The sequence below is a fragment of the Pseudomonas sp. DCB_BI genome (genome assembly GCF_026240995.1).
Classification (GTDB): Bacteria; Pseudomonadota; Gammaproteobacteria; order Pseudomonadales; family Pseudomonadaceae; genus Aquipseudomonas.
Genome location: NZ_JAPFCG010000004.1, coordinates 103,364 through 119,546, shown reverse-complemented (window position 1 = coordinate 119,546; position 16,183 = coordinate 103,364). Strand labels below are relative to the sequence as shown.

Below are 16,183 nucleotides of genomic sequence, written 5' to 3'. Positions count from 1 at the left end.
CAGCGATGAGTGATGCCTGTTGTCAGCCGTCAGTCATGACACACCTCAAAGAGCGCTGCGGCACCCTGCCCGCCTCCGACGCACATGGTCACCACGACGTACCGAGCCCCCCGCCTGCGCCCCTCGAGCAGAACATGCCCCGCCATGCGCGCACCCGACATGCCGTAGGGATGTCCCAGCGCGATGGCACCGCCGTTGACGTTTAGCCGCTCCAATGGAATGCCCAACTGGCGCTGGCAATACAGCACCTGAGACGCAAAGGCTTCGTTCAACTCCCATAAGTCGATGTCGCCGATACCCAGCCCATGCCGAGCCAACAGCCGGGGTACGGCTAAGACCGGGCCTATCCCCATCTCATTCGGGGCGCAGCCAGCGCTGGCAAATCCCCTGAAGACTCCCAGCGGCTTGAGGCCGCGGTCGCGTGCGTGATCGGCGCTCATCAATGCGCACCCTGCAACGCCATCACTGAGTTGTGACGCGTTGCCAGCTGTGACCGAGCGTTGTGTGCCGTCAAGCACCGGCGCCAGCGCAGCCAACTGATCCGCCTGGGTTCCTGGGCGGTTGCATTCGTCTTTGTCCATACGCACAGGCTTGTCGTAATACTCGTATGAGGCCTTGTCCAAGGCGCGAGTGACCACATCCAACGGCACGATTTCATGCGCAAATAGGTCATCACGCTGTGCCTGGGCGACCCTTTGCTGGCTGATCACTGCGTATTCATCCTGGTCAGCACGCGTTACGCCGTAGCGCAGAGCGACTCGCTCTGCCGTCTCTAGCATGCTGATGTACGCGTCAGACCTGTGCTGCAACAACCACGGATCCTGGCCGTAGTGCTCATTGGTATGCGCGTTCTGCACCAGACTGATGGATTCGCCACCGAGCGCCAGCATGATTGAGCACTCGCCGAGCTTAATGCGCTGGGCTGCACTGGCGATCGCCTGAAGACCAGACGCGCAATGTCGGCTGACTGTCTGCGCGGCCACGCTGTCCGGCAATCCAGCACGCAGCGCACTGAGCCGGGCGACGTTTTTGCCCTGGGTCCCCTCGGGTCGACCGCAGCCCATCACCAGCTCTTCCACCTCGTCACCCTTCAGCTGCGAACGCTCGAGAATGGCTTGGATGATCGGCGCGGCCAGGCTGGGCATTGGCGTGTGATTGAACGCACCTCGATACGCCTTGCCGATGGCAGACCGGGCGTATGCAACGATTACCGCGTCATGCATGGGGTTCTCCTGCCGGGCGCTGCTGCCAGCACCCGGCCATGATCAAAGCGCCTGGACGATGGCCTGGTGAGCTTCGGTGTGATGGGAAAGTGCCTGATAGGCTGCCGACAGCTCCAGCAAGGGTTCAAGGCGGGTGTGCTGCCCTTCACGCAGCAGCTTCTTGGTCAGCCTCAAGGCATGGCCAGGATTGGCGGCAATGCGCCGGGCAAGATCGAGCGCGGTGGCCATAAGCGCGTCCGGTTCGACTACTCGCGACACCAAGCCGTACTCGAGCGCCTGCTGCGCCGAGATGGTATCCCCGGTAAAGGACAGCTCATATGCTCGGGAAAGGTTGTTCAATGCTCGGGGTAGCAGCCAGGCGCCACCGTCACCGGGAACAATGCCAAGGCGGACGAAGCTTTCGGCAAAGCGGGCCTGCTGCGAAGCGATTCGGATATCGCACATCAGGGCCAGATCGCAACCGGCACCGATCGCGGCGCCGTTCACCGCCGCGATGGTCGGTACCTCCAGGTGATAGACCGACAGAGGAATCTGCTGGATGCCATGCCGATAGCCGTCGCGCAGCTCGTAAGGGCTGCCAGCGAAGAGCCCCGTTCGCGCCTTCATGTCCTTGACGTTGCCGCCGGCGCAGAACGATTTGCCGGCGCCGGTGAGTATGACCACTGAAACACGACGGTCGCGATTGATCCGCCCACACACGTCAGCGAAAGCATCGAACTGCGTCTGATGGCTCAACGCGTTGTGCTGATCAGGGGCGGACAGGGTCAAGGTGACAATGCCCTCGTCGAAGCTGTACTCAATAAAGTCGCTCATATCAGGCAGCCTCTTCCTTGAGTTTTGCACTGACGCGCTCCACCAAGTCCTTCTTGGACACCTTGCCGAAGGTCGACAACGGGAAACTGTCTACCAGCTCAAGGCGTTCAGGGAGCTTGAAACGGGCAATTTCCTGGGTCTGCAGATAGCTGACCAGCTCCTCAAGGTTGAGCTTCGCTGCCGGTTTGAGGATGACAAAGGCGCACATTTTCTCGCCCAGCACCGGGTCAGGCATGGCCACGCAGGCAACATTAGTCACCGCAGGGTGCGCTAGCACCAGGTTTTCGATCTCCTCGGCAGAGATCTTCTCACCCCCTCGGTTGATCAGATCCTTCTTGCGGCCCTCGACCACGTAGTTGCCGGAGGGCAGTTCACGCATCATGTCGCCGGATCGGTAGAACCCATCCGGGGTGAAGGCCCGTGCATTATGTTCGGGTGCATTGAAATAGCCGCGCAGGGTGTAAGGGCCGCGACAGCACAGCTCTCCCGGCACTCCCAACGGCACGGGTTGGTCGTCCTCCCCCAGCAACATGACCTCATCGTCTTCGCACACCGGTCGCCCCACCGATTCACGACGCACATCCAGCGGGTCATCGAGTCGGACAAACATCAGAAGGCCTTCGGCCATGCCGAAGTTCTCCTGCACTGTACAATTGCGCAGCACATGCTCGGTGAGTGCGCGTGTTTCTGGTTGCAGTCGCTGACCACCGGACTGGATCACCCGAACGCTGTCCAGGTTGAATTCGTTTACCTGTGGGTCGTTCATCCACATGATCAACAGCGCTGGCACAACATGGATGTGCGTCACCTTGAATCGCTCGATCAGTGCGAACACCTCGCCCGCGCGGGTACTGCCATGCAGCACTACCTTGGCACCACAGAGCATGAAGCCCTGCAGCCCCGGGCAGGCCAGCGGCAGGTTGTGGGCGATAGGCAATACGTTGAGCAGTACGGAGTTCTCGGTGATGCCTGTGTAGCGCGAAGCCAATCGCGAGTTGCAGGCGTAGTCATTGTGCGAACGAGGGATCATCTTCGGGATACCGGTGGTGCCTCCCGAAAGCAGGAACAGCGCTGGACTACAAGGGTCAATCGCCGCCTGAATGGCATCGATCTCAGCGGCATCACGCTCAGGCTCACGCCCCAGCAGCTCACTCAGTGAGACAAATCCTGGGGCAATGTCACCTAGCACGAACTTGCTGCGAATGCTGCCAGTGTCGGCTTCGACGCGATTGATGATGTCGATGAAGTCGCAGTCCTTGGAGCGATCTGCAGTAATGGTTGCGGTGGCACCGGACAGCTCGACGAACTGGCGTAGCTCGCGATAACGATGTGTGTGCAACGCCAGAATGGGGCGCACGCCAATCTTCTGTAGGGCGAGGTAAACGAAAACAAACTCCAGCACGTTCCCTAATTGAAGCACCACGATGTCACCTGGTACCAGGCCAGCATCCAGCAGGTTCAGGCCTAGACGCGTAGCAATCCGATCGAGTTCGGCGTAGCTGACTTCCCGACTTGCGTCACATACAGCAATGCGGTCGGCGTACTGACGGCACACTTCGCTGAACACGTTGGCAAGGGTCTGGTCTTGCCAGTAACCTTTTGAGCGGTAGTGTGCAGCGAAGCTTTCTGGAAACGGCACGAATCCCATCATGGAGAAATCCTCGATGTTGTCGTTATTGTTGGAAGGATGACGCGAGGCCGGCGCGCAGCGACGGCCTTGAAGGCAGAGGTCAGGTCGTCTTGGCGAAGCCGCCATCGATTACGATGGTTTCACCTGTCACGAAGTGCATGTGCTCGATCAGCGTCAGCACCACTTCGGCGACGTCAGGCATGGTTACGCAGCGTTGCAACGGTGTGGCACGAGCACGTCGGGTCATCAGCTTGTCGTAGTTGTCGCCAAGCATCCATTCCATCCACGCCCCTTCCATCCAGCCTGGCGCGATTGCATTGACCCGCACCTTCGGCCCCATGGCATTGGCGAGCGTCTGAGTCATACTGATCACCGCCGCTTTGGAAGCGGAGTACGGCAGCGGTTGAGCACCGGGGCGCATGCCAACGATCGAGGCGGTATTGACCATGCAAGGGCGCGGTGCTTCAAACAACAGGGCTTTTGTGTGCTTGGCAATGAGGAACAGCCCACGCACGTTCACTGCAAACACGCGATCCCAATCTTCAACATCGATCAGGTCGAACTTCTTTGGCGGCGTGTCGATCGATACGCCGGCATTGCTGCACACCACATCCAGGTGGCTGTAGCGTTCACTGATTGCCGACACCATAGCTTTGACACTGGCTTCGTCCGATACATCGCACTGCAGGAGCATGGTCTGCGCCCCAACTGCTTCGCAGGCCTCGACAGTGGCCCTGGCCGAGGCTTCGCTGCGGCTGTAATTGATGATCACGTCGTAGCCGGCTTTGGCCAGCGCCACGGCAACCGTAGCCCCTATGCCAGAGGCGGAGCCGGTGACCAGTGCGACTTTTTGAGCTGTGGACATGTTCTACCTCGTTTTTGTTTTTAAAAGAACATGTTCATTTTTAGACGCGATCAGAATGTTTGTCAACATGGGGGGCATCACTTAAGATGAGACCTACAAAGCGCAAGAAAACCAGAACAATCAAAGGTCTGATATGAACGAGAAACCGCCTGCGCCGTTGGGTTTGCGTGAACGCAACAAGCTCGACAAATTTTTGCGGATCCGTGCCGCCTCAAAAAAACTCTTCACCGAACAGGGTTTCGAGCCGACGACGACTCGGCAGATCGCTCAGGAAGCAGACGTGGGCCTGTCGACCCTGTTCCTCTATGCAACCGACAAGCGCGACCTGCTCTTTCTGGTGTTCAACGATGACCTGGACGACCTTACTACCCGCGCCTTCGCTGATTGCCGGGCCGATGCCCCACTCTTGGACAACCTGCGCCAGGCCCTGCGGCATTTCTTCGTGTTTTACGGGCAAGACAAGGTGATCGCGCGCGACCTGACTCGCGAGATCACCTTCTACACGACGGGGATGCAGAGCGAACGCTTTCAGGCGACCCGAGCACGTACCATCGACTCTATCGCCACCCTCCTCGCCTACGCGCGCGCCCAAGGAGAGGTACGCTGCCAGGAGGACGATGCCATGATTGCAAAGACCATGTTCTACCTACTGGCAGCGGAGATCCGGATGTGGTTGGCCAGTGACTCTGAGTCACCGGAAGATGGCGTCAATGAATTGATGATGCGCCTGAACCTGATAATGCATGGTCTGCAGGCGGGTTGACCTCAGGCGCCTTTCCCTGTGCACACAGGTTCGGATAGCGCCCCACCCCCAGCATTAGAACGCATGCCAGCACCATGCACCCGGCGAACAACAGCAGCACGCTGTCATAGCTGCCCTGTAAGGTTTGACCTACCCCCATAAGCAGTGGGCCGAAAGCCGTACCCAAGCAGAACAACCCGAACAGGTAACCATAGATCTCACCAAATGCTCGCAAGCCGAAGTACCGTGCAATCAAGTAGGCGATCAAGTCTACCTCCGCACCGACACCAAGGCCGATCAGCGCCGCACAGAACATCGCTGTGGTGCCCGTGGCGCCACTGTAGAGCAGGAGGATGCCAACCACAGGGCCGATAAAGAAGAAGACCGTCACGAACGGGGCAAACAGATAGTCAAGGAGGTAGCCTGCCCCCACTCGGCCAACGATCAACGCAATCCCGATGATAGATGCAATCTGCGCTGCTTCAGCGGCTGGTACCCCCCGGTCGGTTAGCAAGGGCACAAAGTGCACTGAGCAGCCATTGATGGCCAAGGCTGCCAGGAAGAACGCGCTGCCTATCAACCAGAACGACCGGCTCCGTATGGCCTGGCTAACGCTCATGCCGATCCTGTCTGGCGCATGCGGCAGACCATCAGCAGTAGGCTGGTTATCGGGGGAAAGTCCAAGATCTGAAGGCTTGTTCTTGAGTCGCATCGCCACAATCGCCGCGCCTAGCACAATTACCAGGCCCATCACTACATAGGCCCAGCGCCAGCCCAAGGACGCCACGGCATGCTGCGCCAGCATGGGCATCAGGGCAGCCCCCACGCCGATCCCGGCCATGCTCAAGCCCAACGCCAATCCACGACGACGTACAAACCAGCAACTCACTGCCATGGCGTAAGCCGTCGGGGTGCCACCGGTCGACAGCAATCCAATCACACAGAACGCCAGGTAGAACAGCACGAGGTTGGCAGGTAAAAGCCCTAACGCCATGACCCCTACACCAAAGAGCAGCAGCGCTGGAATCGCCACCTGCCGTGCACCTTTACGATCAATGAGTCGACCTATCCAGGGCGTGCATAGCGCAGCAGATAGGATTGCAACGGTCAGTCCGAGCGACACTTGAGAACGGCTCCAGCCAAACTCGGCAGTCAGCGGCTTCATGAAGATGCCGAATGTAAATACCAGGACAGGGCCCTGGCTAACGATCATTCCAACGATCGAAGCCAACACGACCCACCAGCCGTAAAACATGCGCGACGTATTCATTGCCTGTTACCTGTGATTATTTTTATTCAGGTACCGGTACCCATTGTGAGGGTACCGTATCGGGTGAAAGCCGGTGCAGCGGTTCAACATCCTCGCCAATGAGGTCGCCGTTTTTCAGCGAAGGCTCGGGGCCCTTCAAGGCTGTCCGCGCTGAGTTTGCGACGTTCTTCAGCCTCGTAGCGTTGGCTGACCGCCTGGGCAAGTGGCAAGTCCAGGCCTTGCATGGCACAGGCCTTGGTGGCGCGCACCGCTAGCGGTGCGCAGGCGAGGATATCTGCCACCCACTGTTCCACGGCCTCATCAAGCAGGTTCGCAGGCACTACTTCGTTGATCAGCCCCAACTCGTACCCACGCTGTGCAGTCATCGCTCGCCCGGTCAGCAGATAGCCCATTGCAGCCTTCAGACCGATCTGCCGAGGTAGACGATGTACTCCGCCCGCAGTCGCTATTAGCCCGCGACGGGGTTCTGGCAGACTCAATTGAGCATGCTCGGCGGCAACGATGATGTCGCACGCCAAGGCAAGCTCCAGCCCTCCTCCGTGAGCGGAGCCGTTGAGACGCGCAATCAGAGGCTTGGTGAAGTTGAAGCGGTCAGTCAGTCGCGTGGTGCGCTGCCATAATGCAGCCTCGGCATCCAGCTCTTCCTGTGATGCCGTGCTGGTCGCAGCCAGTTGCTTAAGATCGCGACCGGCGCTGAACGCATGCTCGCCTTCACCTGTCAAGACCCCGAGCCAGAGCTCTGGGTCAGCTTCGAGCTCATCGCAGGCCAGGCTCAACTGATGGTAAGCCAGCGGATCGAGCGCGTTACGCACCTCGGGGCGGTTGATTCGTATATGGAGCACATGCCCGCGCCGCTCGGTCAGCACATGCTTCTGCTCGCCGCCCACTTCAGAGCCCCAGCACACGTTCGGCGTTTTTGTGGAAGAACAGTTCAAGGACTTCTTCGGAGTAACCCAACTCGTTCCATTCCTTGAATAGCCGCTCATGGGGGATGCTGGGGTAGTCACTGCCGAACATCACTTTGTGCTTGAGGCGGCCTCGGATATCACGCTTCAGCGCTTCTGGCAGGTATTTAGGTGCCCAGCCGGACATCTCCCAAAAGACATTGCCCTTGTGCAGCGCGCAGACGGTGGTTTCATCAATCCATGGATAACCAGGGTGGGCCATGATGATTGTCAGATCAGGGAAATCTGCCGCCAGGTTATCGATGGAAGAAGGATGTGCATGGCGAGTCTTGGCACCCATGCCACCTGGCATGCCGGCCCCCATTCCAGTCATTCCAACATCGATCATCACGGGGACTTTCAGCGCGTTGATCTCCTCCCACAGTGGGTAATAACGCTGATCGTCGACGCTGAAGTGCTGCATGATGGGGTGAAAGTGGAAGCCGAGCATGTCCAGGTCCCGGATCGCGTGCTTCGCTTCATCAATCGCGACTTGCCCCAGTGCCGGCTCGACAGCGCCCCACGCCTGAATGATGCAGTCGTGACGGTCGCGCATCCCGGCGACGTAGTCGTTGTCACATGGCACGGTGTTGATAGTGGTACGAAGATCCAGTGCAACCAACACCGCCTCAATGCCTGCGCTTTGAAACTCACGCACCACTTCTTCTTCGGTCTTGGCCTTCCACTCGCGATGCCAATACTTGGCCAAAGCCTCCACATAGGGGCCCTGACAGTCGATCCAACGTTGAGTGTTCGGGTAGCAGTGCAAGTCGATACGTCGCATATGATCATAGCCTTTTTGTTGTTGATCATTTATGAACACGTTCTTTATAGGGGCGATTTGAATCGCTGTCAAATGCTTGCACAGCCTGGGTAAGGGCTAGAATTTGACGCCTGCAGGCCGGTCATTCCTGAGATTCAGGCCCAGCGGATGTGCGACTTTCGGCATTTCAGCTATGCAGGGCGAGGCTGTGCTGACGCAATTAGTCGCGGCGAAAACGGCAGGCTCGCCTAGATCGAAGCGCGCCTGCCTGAGTGAGCGGGTCTGCCGTCGGCAGGCTCTGGGGGACTTACCCTTTGCGCTGGAGAGTGTGGTAACCGTGGTCCTCGCGGGCCTGCTTCAGGGTCTTGCCCTGACTGATGGCGGCGCGGATATCGGCCTCCACGGCTTCGATCTGGCGGGCAAGCTGGGCGACATCACGGGCACGCCCGCGTGGCACCACCACTACGCCATTCGCGTCGGCCACGACGATATCCCGAGCGCAGACTCGCGCCTGGCCGATGGACACCGGCTCGTTGACTGCGCCGACCTCGACCCTGTCCTTGCCGGTGCGCATGAAGCGGCCCTTGGTGAACAGCGGATAGCCATCGCCCAGCGCCTTGTTGACATCTCGGCAAACGCCGTCAATCACCGTGGCGGCGACTTTTCGTGAGCCAGCGTACTGGGTCATTATGTCGCCCCAGACGGTGCAATCAGTCCGGCCGTCATTGTCGATCACCACCACATCGCCCTCGCCCACGTCCTCGACGAAGTCACCGACAGTGCCCGGCGGCACGCTGGCGGACACATAGCGGACGGTAAACGCGGGGCCGACCACGACCTGCTTGTAGTCGGCCAGTGGCATCACGCCAAAGCAGTGCCCTGGCAGGCCCAGCTTGTCCATGGCATCGGATACGCCGGGGGTGTCGAGCCCCTCGAACAGCGCGACCAATTCTTTGTCTTCGGTATTCATCAGCAGCTCCTTGGTACGGTCATCAAATTAAAGAATGTGCAGGGCAAAAAGCTTCAGGTCGTAGCCGTTCTGGGGACCGGTTCGATAATGGTCAACAGCAACATGAAACTGACGAACGAGCCGATCGCCAAGTAGGAGAAGACGTAGCTCCAGCCGTAACTGTCGAGCAAAAGGCCGGTCAGGAATGGAGTGGCTGCGGCGCCCAACTGGCCGACCATGTTGACGATGGCATTGGCGATCGGGAAGGTCTGTTTGCTGGCCAGCGCCATGGGGTAAACCATATAGGACGAAAAGCCCAGGCTCAGCACCACCCCCGTGGCCATCAGCAGTAGCCCATACGCCAATGGGTCGGCGGGCGAATTGATCAAAAGGTACATCATCACCGAGGTACCCAGCGCCGACAGCAGCATTCCGGGCTTGCGCCGTCCGGCCAGCCAGCGGTCCGAGCAGTAGCCGCCCAGCAGGTTGCCCAACACGGCGCCGACCCAGGGCGCTGCCGAGACCAGGCCCATGTTCATTACAGAGAAGCCCTTGACGGTCATCAGATAGGTCGGGATCCAGGCCAGAAGCACGCTGGACACGCCCAGCTGGAAGCAGTAGCTCAGCGCGCTGCCCCATATCTGCCAGGAGCCGAACACCTGGCGTCGGGTTTCAAGCTGTGGTACTTCGCGTCGACGAATGAAGGCATCCAACCGAGCAAAGCTGCGCGCCTTAGGTCGCCCGGTATTGCTCGCAGCGGTTCCGGTGCCGCCGGCCACTGCCGGATCGCTGATGTAGTCCAACTCGGCCTGGTTGACGAACCCGCTCTTGGAGGGGTGATCGGCAACCAGGAAGTACCAGGCAATTGACAGCAGGATCCCGGGTACGGCAAAGAAGTAGAACACCTCGCGCCAGCCCCACACCGAAATGATCACGGCGCACAGGGGGGGGACGATGACTGGGCCGAACTTTACCGCAGACAGAAAGATGCCCGAGGCGATGCCTTTTTCCCGGGGCGGGAACCAGTTGTTGATGGTGGTCGTCATGCTGATCGGTAACGGGCCCTCCGCCACACCCAGGCCCAGGCGATAGAGCTTCAATGCCAGCAGCGAGCCTGCCGTGCCGACCAGGCCGGTTAGCACCGAGGTCATGATCATTGCGCCGGGCAGGATTCGGCTTACGCCGTATTTGCTGAACGCCAGCCCGGCGGGAATCTGGGCCAGTGCGTAGGCCAATAGGAATAGGCTCATGAGGCCGCCGGCCTGGGCGTTGCTCATCTCGAATTCCTGGCGGATGAACGGCAGCGCGACACCGAGATTGGCCCTGTCCGCCGCTGCGATGGTGTAGATGGAAAAGATCATCCCGGCAACGATCCAGCGGTAACTGCTGCGCCCTTTGGCATGGACTGTTTCAGCGGTCAACATAATGTGCTCACCCTTTTTGTTGTAATTCGCGGGTAATCTAGGCACGGTAATACAAGAAAAAAAGCGACAAAAACTCAACTCAAATCATCGCTTTAAGTGAACAATCTGAGTTCCACTCGCCGTAGACGGCAGCCGTGCCGAGGTAATAAACGTGATCACCTTGAAGCAAATCGAAGCCATTTACTGGATTGTCGAGCTGGGCAGTTTCGAGGCCGCCGCCGTCAAACTGAACATGTCACAGTCGGCGATTTCCAAACGGGTCCAGGAGTTGGAGGATGCCTTCGGCGTATCGATCTTCGATCGTTCCAAGCGCACTGCCCGGCTTACGCAAAAGGGCATCGAACTGTATGGCTGCGCGGTGGACATGCTGCGCCAGCGTGACGACTTGCTCGAACGCATCAGCTCGAAGGAAACCCTGATCCGGCGGTTTCGCCTTGGGGTGACGGAACTCACCGCGCTCACCTGGCTGCCCTCGCTGGTCGAGCGCATACATCAGACCTACCCACGGGTCGACCTCGAGCCTTCCATCGAACTCAGCACCGACCTATTGCGGCGGCTGGAGAACGATGAGATGGACCTCATCGTAGTGCCCGACATCTTTCACGATCCGCGCTTCATCAGCACGCCCTTGAACGCCGTAGAGAACGCCTGGATGTGTGCACCCGCCTTGTATCCAGGCGACAGCGCCATCAGCCTGAACGCGCTGGCGAGCTTCACCGTATTGACGCAGGGCGGCAGCTCTGGGACCGGCCTGACCTACGAGCGCTGGCTGGCAGAACACGACATTCGCCTTGGCAAGACCCTGACCAGCAACTACCTAGTGGCGCAGGTTGGCCTGACCATCTCAGGTGTGGGCATCAGCTACCTGCCGCTCGCCTGCATGGGCGCACTTATCACCCAGGGGCGCTTGAAGGTGATCCAGACGCAGCAGCCACTGCCAACCATCAAGTATGTCTGCGTTCACAGGGCCGACCGCTACCAGGGGCTAACGGTCGAAGTAGCCCGTCTCGCCCAGCAAACCTGTAATTTCAACCAGCTAATCATCACCTGAGTCGATGGTTTCTGATGTAAAAATATCGCTAAAAGCAAAGCCAGTTCTCTCCTAACATCAGCGCACGCCCCGATGGTTACCTCTTGATTAGGAGATTGAACATGTCGTTACCCGGGTCCCGCATCCTCGCTTCACCTGCTCCGGCCCCCGCGTCAGTCATCGAAGCTTTCGCTTCGGTGGTCACCCCGCACATCAGCGACAACCTCGGCCGCCACATTGGCGCCCGAGGCCTGACCCGCTACAACACCACTGGCAAACTGGTGGGTACCGCACTGACCATCAAGACCCGGCCTGGTGACAATCTCTATATCTACAAGGCCCTGACCTTGCTCGAGCCGGGTCATGTATTGGTGATCGACGCCCAGGGCGACACCAACAATGCGGTCATCGGCGAGCTCATTAAGCTCTACGCCGAACAACGCGGCTGTGTGGGGTTCATCGTAGACGGTGCGATTCGTGATGTGGATTCCTTCCGTTCGAGCCCCTGTTACGCGCGGGGTGTCGTGCATTGCGGTCCCTACAAGACTGGCCCAGGCGAAATCAACGTGCCGGTGTCGGTTGGCGGCATGCTGGTGAACCCGGGTGACATCATCGTCGGTGACGAGGATGGCGTCGTGGCGTTCCCCCTCGCAGCGGCCGAGCAGGTGCTGGCTCAGGCCCGCGCACATCAAGCCCATGAAGAGCGGGTAAAGGCCGAAATCGCCACTGGAGCTGTGGAACAATCCTGGCTGGACAAGGTGCTGGAAAAAGCCGGGTTGGCGGATTGAAACCCGCTGCCGATCAGCCCTCCCGTGGCGGACCGTCTGACCGCCACGTTAACTTCCCCATATCAGCGCACGCATCAACTCTTATGGCAGGTGGCAAAGGCCGTTTCTGCACAAGAGCAGTCAATTCATGAGCGTCCGCTACCTGCTGGAACTCAATTTTATTCCAGACTTGTCAGGAAGTTGAAGAGATTCGCGGCTTCAGGGGACAGTCGCGTATTGACCGCGACACCTGCGAATAAAGTTCGAGATGCCCAAGCGTCCACAAGCGGAACAGCTTTCAATGTAGTCTCAAGAAGCCCGTGCCTCACCGATTCCAAAGGCAAAATTCCGATACCCAACCCAGCCTCGATCATTCGGCAGATGCCATCGAAGCTGGCCACCTGAATTCTGACCTTCAACAGTTTTCTCGCCTCATGGGCAGCATCGTTAATGCGCTGCAATAGCGAGCTGCCTTGATTCAGCGCGACGTAGTCATAATCGAGCGTGTCAGCAAAGCTCAACTGTGAAAATTCGGCCAAGGGGTGATCGTTTGGCACCAAAAGCACCAATTGGTCTGCGCGGTAGGGTCTTACCTCCAGATTGGGTGCCAGTACATTGTCAGCGAAGATGCCTATATCGGCACGCCCGTCCTCAACGGCCTGGATCGTCGAGTCGCTAAGCGCTTCTTCCATGCCGATACGCACGTGCGGGTTCGCCGCAAGGAAAGTGTTGAGGTCCTTGGGAAGGAATTGGATTACAGCTGACGTATTGGCGAACAGCCTGACGTGCCCGCGGATGCCATGAGAAAAATCATTGGCATCATGTGCCATACGTTCGACACCTTCGAGGATTAACCGAGCATGTTCGGCCAGGCCTCTCCCGGCTGGCGTTAACTGCAGTCCTCTCGGAAGTCGAATGAACAGGGTGCAGTCGGTGACGCGTTCGAGTTCGGCGAGCCGCTTGCTGGCTGCCGATACGGTCATGTGCGCGCCATCCGCAGCCTTCGTCAGGTTCTGGCTGTTCGCCGCCAGTACCAGCAGCCTCAGAGACGCCAGGTCGAGTTGAAGAAGATTCAGCACGCATCGCCCCATCGTTTCCATTTTGGAAAGTGTAATGGAAAACTTTGAAATTCTCACGCCGGCGCTTTAGAGAGATGATCCAAGCAGAACCTCCAACAAGAACGGAAAACGTCATGAGCCTACCGCTGGATGGCATCAAAGTCGTCGAAATGGGACAGCTGATCGCTGGGCCTTTCGCTGCAAAAATCCTCGCCGAGTTCGGAGCCGAAGTCATCAAGATTGAACCCCCGGTGACGGGCGACCCTTTGCGTAAATGGCGCTTGCTGCACAATGGCACTTCTGTGTGGTGGGCCGCCCAGTCTCGTAACAAGCAATCCGTCACGCTGGATCTTCGCCAGGCAGAGGCGCAGGACGTCGTGAAGCGACTGATACAAGACGCTGACATCCTCATAGAGAATTTTCGTCCGGGAACCCTCGAAAAATGGGGGCTTGGATGGGATGTGCTGAGTGGCATCAATCCAAACCTGATCATGTTGCGTGTATCAGGCTACGGGCAGACCGGACCTTATCGCGATCTTCCAGGCTTTGGGGTCATAGGTGAAGCAATGGGCGGGTTGCGGCATCTATCCGGTGAGCCAGGGCGCACGCCTGTGCGTGTAGGCGTGTCGATGGGTGATTCGTTATCGGCGCTGCATGGCGTGATCGGGGTCCTCCTCGCCCTGCGTCACCGGGAGCAAAACCATGGTACAGGTCAGCAGGTGGACGTGGCGCTTTACGAATCAGTCTTCAACATGATGGAGAGTCTGATTCCTGAACATTCCGTGTTCGGCACGGTACGCGAGCCAGCGGGCAGTAGTCTTCCAGGGATTGCCCCTACCAACGCTTATCGTTGCCAAGACGGAAAGTACGCTCTGATCGCAGGTAATGGCGACAGCATCTTCAAGCGTCTGATGGAGAAGATCGACCGGCACGATCTGGCCGACGATCCTGAGCTTCAGCAAAACGACGGACGTGTCCGCCATGTCGCCAGGTTGGATGCTGCGATTTCTACTTGGACGGCTGAACGTCCACTGGACGAAGTACTTGCTGCGCTGAAAGACGCCAACATCCCCTCCGGTAAAATCTACGATGCAGCCGATATCGCTGCCGATCCCCACTACCAGGCCCGCGGCATGTTGGTCCGCAGCGAGCTGGATGACGGTACGCCGGTCACTTTGCCTGGAGTCGTCCCCAAACTTGAAGCAACGCCCGGGCAATTCCGTTCGCCCGCCCCGAGGCTGGGCGAACACACCGACGCGGTTCTCGGCCGTTTGGGCATCGATGCTCCCACCCTTGAGCAATGGCGGCAGCGCGGCCTAATCTGACTAGCGGAGTATCTTGAATGAAACGCCTGTTCATGCAGGAAGTTGCGACCCGTGACGGCTTCCAGAACGAAAAAAACTTTATACAAACCGATGATAAGATCTCGCTCATCAATGAGTTGAGCCAGTGTGGTTACGCCAAGATCGAAGTCACGTCGTTCACGTCGCCCAAGGCCATCCCGGCGCTGCGTGACGCCGAAGCGGTCATGGCCGGCATAGCTCGCCAACCTGGCGTCGAGTACACGGTGCTTGTGCCGAACGTTAGGGGGGCTGAACGCGCATTAAGCTGTGGCATTGATGAGGCCAACTTGGTGATGTCAGTCAGCGAACCGCACAACCGCTCTAACTTGCGAATGACTCGAGAGCAATCGTTTTCCCAACTCAAGGATGTGGTTGGCGTTATTGGCTCTGGACCCGTGGCAGTAAACGTTTCATTGTCGACAGTTTTCGGTTGCCCAATGCAGGGTGACGTCTCGAGTGCTGATGTGCTTCGCTTCGTTGAACGCTTCGCTGCACTGGGGGTGCGAGGTGTGACGCTCTGCGACACCACTGGCATGGCTTACCCGTCACAGGTTGAAGCGTTGTCCCGGCAAGTGCTCGAGCGCTTTCCCAGCCTGCAAATCACCCTGCATTTTCACAATACCCGTGGCATGGCCTTGGCCAACACGCTGGCCGCACTTGCCGCAGGCGTTGACCGTTTCGATGCTTCTCTGGGCGGCCTCGGTGGCTGCCCATACGCGCCGGGAGCGAGCGGCAACGTCTGCACAGAAGACCTGGTGCACATGCTCGAACTGATGGGTTACGAAACTGGCATGGATCTCCACCGGGTACTGGCAGCATCAGCGCGCCTGCCAGTTTTAATCGGCCACGATACGCCCAGCCAGATCCTCAGGGCAGGCAGGCGCCTGGATTTGCATCCGATACCGGAGCATGTGCATACGCTCACCAAGCAGATGACCAACATCGAGTTGGAGCGTGCGCAATGATCGATCATCTCGACCACCTGGTCCTCACCACAATCGACATCCAGGCTTGCAAGGACTTCTACGTCCGGGTGCTGGGGATGCGCGCCGAGACCTTCGGCAGCGGTCGGTTGGCGCTGTGTTTCGGCAATCAGAAAATCAACGTCCACGAGCGCGGACGGGAGTTTGAACCCAAGGCACACTTGCCTGTGCCAGGTGCTCTGGATCTGTGCTTTATCACAAGCATTGGGCTCGATGCCGTGATTGTCCGCCTGGAGTCGGAGGGCTGGCCAATCACCGATGGCCCCGTACAAAGAACGGGTGCAACCGGGCCTATTCGCTCCGTGTATGTACGTGATCCCGACCTGAATCTGATTGAAATCTCCGAGCTTCTCGCACCTAATCGCTGAAGAGACCCATT

General features: G+C 58.7%; 16 protein-coding genes. 6 read left to right on the top strand and 10 right to left on the bottom strand.

Going from position 1 to position 16,183, the window contains the following annotated elements; genetic code table 11:
* Window positions 1-29 precede the first annotated feature (29 nt).
* The 4 genes from OO258_RS06020 to OO258_RS06005 all read right to left on the bottom strand — a co-directional run bounded on the left by OO258_RS06020 (window position 30) and on the right by OO258_RS06005 (window position 4,531).
* The gene (locus OO258_RS06020; RefSeq protein ID WP_266029222.1) at window positions 30-1,223 is read right to left on the bottom strand and encodes an acetyl-CoA C-acyltransferase; all 1,194 of its coding nucleotides are present in this window, start codon (window positions 1,221-1,223) and stop codon (window positions 30-32) included.
* Between the two features lie 42 nt (window positions 1,224-1,265).
* The gene (locus OO258_RS06015) at window positions 1,266-2,036 is read right to left on the bottom strand and encodes a crotonase/enoyl-CoA hydratase family protein (RefSeq protein WP_266029221.1); all 771 of its coding nucleotides are present in this window, start codon (window positions 2,034-2,036) and stop codon (window positions 1,266-1,268) included.
* A 1-nt stretch (window position 2,037) separates the two neighbouring features.
* Window positions 2,038-3,687: a (2,3-dihydroxybenzoyl)adenylate synthase gene (locus tag OO258_RS06010; RefSeq protein ID WP_266029220.1), complete on the bottom strand. Its 1,650-nt coding sequence runs from the start codon at window positions 3,685-3,687 to the stop codon at window positions 2,038-2,040.
* A gap of 79 nt (window positions 3,688-3,766) precedes the next feature.
* On the bottom strand, window positions 3,767-4,531 hold the full coding sequence (locus tag OO258_RS06005; protein WP_266029219.1) for an SDR family NAD(P)-dependent oxidoreductase: 765 nt from the start codon (window positions 4,529-4,531) through the stop codon (window positions 3,767-3,769).
* Window positions 4,532-4,664: 133 nt separating this feature from the next.
* Between OO258_RS06005 and OO258_RS06000 the strand changes: the two genes are divergently transcribed.
* Window positions 4,665-5,294 carry a TetR/AcrR family transcriptional regulator gene (locus OO258_RS06000; RefSeq protein ID WP_266029218.1) on the top strand — a complete coding sequence of 210 codons (630 nt, stop codon included), beginning with the start codon at window positions 4,665-4,667 and terminating at the stop codon, window positions 5,292-5,294.
* Here the strand turns inward: OO258_RS06000 and OO258_RS05995 are convergent.
* From OO258_RS05995 to OO258_RS05975, 5 genes are all read right to left on the bottom strand, one after another.
* Window positions 5,239-6,543, bottom strand: coding sequence for an MFS transporter (locus tag OO258_RS05995; RefSeq protein WP_266029217.1), 1,305 nt, complete (start codon window positions 6,541-6,543; stop codon window positions 5,239-5,241). The two genes, OO258_RS06000 and OO258_RS05995, sit on opposite strands and share 56 nt — an antisense overlap.
* 83 nt (window positions 6,544-6,626) lie before the next feature.
* The gene (locus OO258_RS05990; RefSeq protein WP_266029216.1) at window positions 6,627-7,478 is read right to left on the bottom strand and encodes an enoyl-CoA hydratase-related protein; all 852 of its coding nucleotides are present in this window, start codon (window positions 7,476-7,478) and stop codon (window positions 6,627-6,629) included.
* Window positions 7,432-8,271 carry an amidohydrolase family protein gene (locus tag OO258_RS05985; protein ID WP_181097912.1) on the bottom strand — a complete coding sequence of 280 codons (840 nt, stop codon included), beginning with the start codon at window positions 8,269-8,271 and terminating at the stop codon, window positions 7,432-7,434. Before OO258_RS05985 ends, OO258_RS05990 begins: the two co-directional genes overlap by 47 nt.
* A gap of 286 nt (window positions 8,272-8,557) precedes the next feature.
* Entirely contained in the window at window positions 8,558-9,220 is a 663-nt protein-coding gene (locus OO258_RS05980; RefSeq protein ID WP_266029215.1) for an RraA family protein, read from the bottom strand.
* 53 nt (window positions 9,221-9,273) lie between these two features.
* Window positions 9,274-10,623, bottom strand: a complete 1,350-nt coding sequence (locus tag OO258_RS05975; protein WP_266029214.1) for an MFS transporter — start codon at window positions 10,621-10,623, stop codon at window positions 9,274-9,276.
* 151 nt (window positions 10,624-10,774) lie between these two features.
* On the opposite strand from OO258_RS05975, the gene OO258_RS05970 reads away from it, so the two are divergent.
* Both OO258_RS05970 and OO258_RS05965 read left to right on the top strand, forming a co-directional pair.
* Complete coding sequence (locus OO258_RS05970; protein WP_266029213.1) at window positions 10,775-11,674, top strand: LysR family transcriptional regulator; 900 nt, start codon at window positions 10,775-10,777, stop codon at window positions 11,672-11,674.
* A 101-nt stretch (window positions 11,675-11,775) separates the two neighbouring features.
* The gene (locus tag OO258_RS05965; protein WP_266029212.1) at window positions 11,776-12,441 is read left to right on the top strand and encodes an RraA family protein; all 666 of its coding nucleotides are present in this window, start codon (window positions 11,776-11,778) and stop codon (window positions 12,439-12,441) included.
* Window positions 12,442-12,599: 158 nt separating this feature from the next.
* Here the strand turns inward: OO258_RS05965 and OO258_RS05960 are convergent, their stop codons facing one another.
* Window positions 12,600-13,499, bottom strand: coding sequence for a LysR family transcriptional regulator (locus tag OO258_RS05960; RefSeq protein WP_266029211.1), 900 nt, complete (start codon window positions 13,497-13,499; stop codon window positions 12,600-12,602).
* A gap of 113 nt (window positions 13,500-13,612) precedes the next feature.
* On the opposite strand from OO258_RS05960, the gene OO258_RS05955 reads away from it, so the two are divergent.
* The 3 genes from OO258_RS05955 to OO258_RS05945 are packed head-to-tail and all read left to right on the top strand — an operon-like array spanning window position 13,613 to window position 16,172.
* Window positions 13,613-14,803 carry a CaiB/BaiF CoA transferase family protein gene (locus OO258_RS05955; protein ID WP_266029210.1) on the top strand — a complete coding sequence of 397 codons (1,191 nt, stop codon included), beginning with the start codon at window positions 13,613-13,615 and terminating at the stop codon, window positions 14,801-14,803.
* Window positions 14,804-14,820: 17 nt separating this feature from the next.
* The gene (locus OO258_RS05950; protein ID WP_266029209.1) at window positions 14,821-15,786 is read left to right on the top strand and encodes a hydroxymethylglutaryl-CoA lyase; all 966 of its coding nucleotides are present in this window, start codon (window positions 14,821-14,823) and stop codon (window positions 15,784-15,786) included.
* Entirely contained in the window at window positions 15,783-16,172 is a 390-nt protein-coding gene (locus tag OO258_RS05945; protein WP_266029208.1) for a VOC family protein, read from the top strand. Before OO258_RS05950 ends, OO258_RS05945 begins: the two co-directional genes overlap by 4 nt.
* Window positions 16,173-16,183 lie beyond the last annotated feature (11 nt).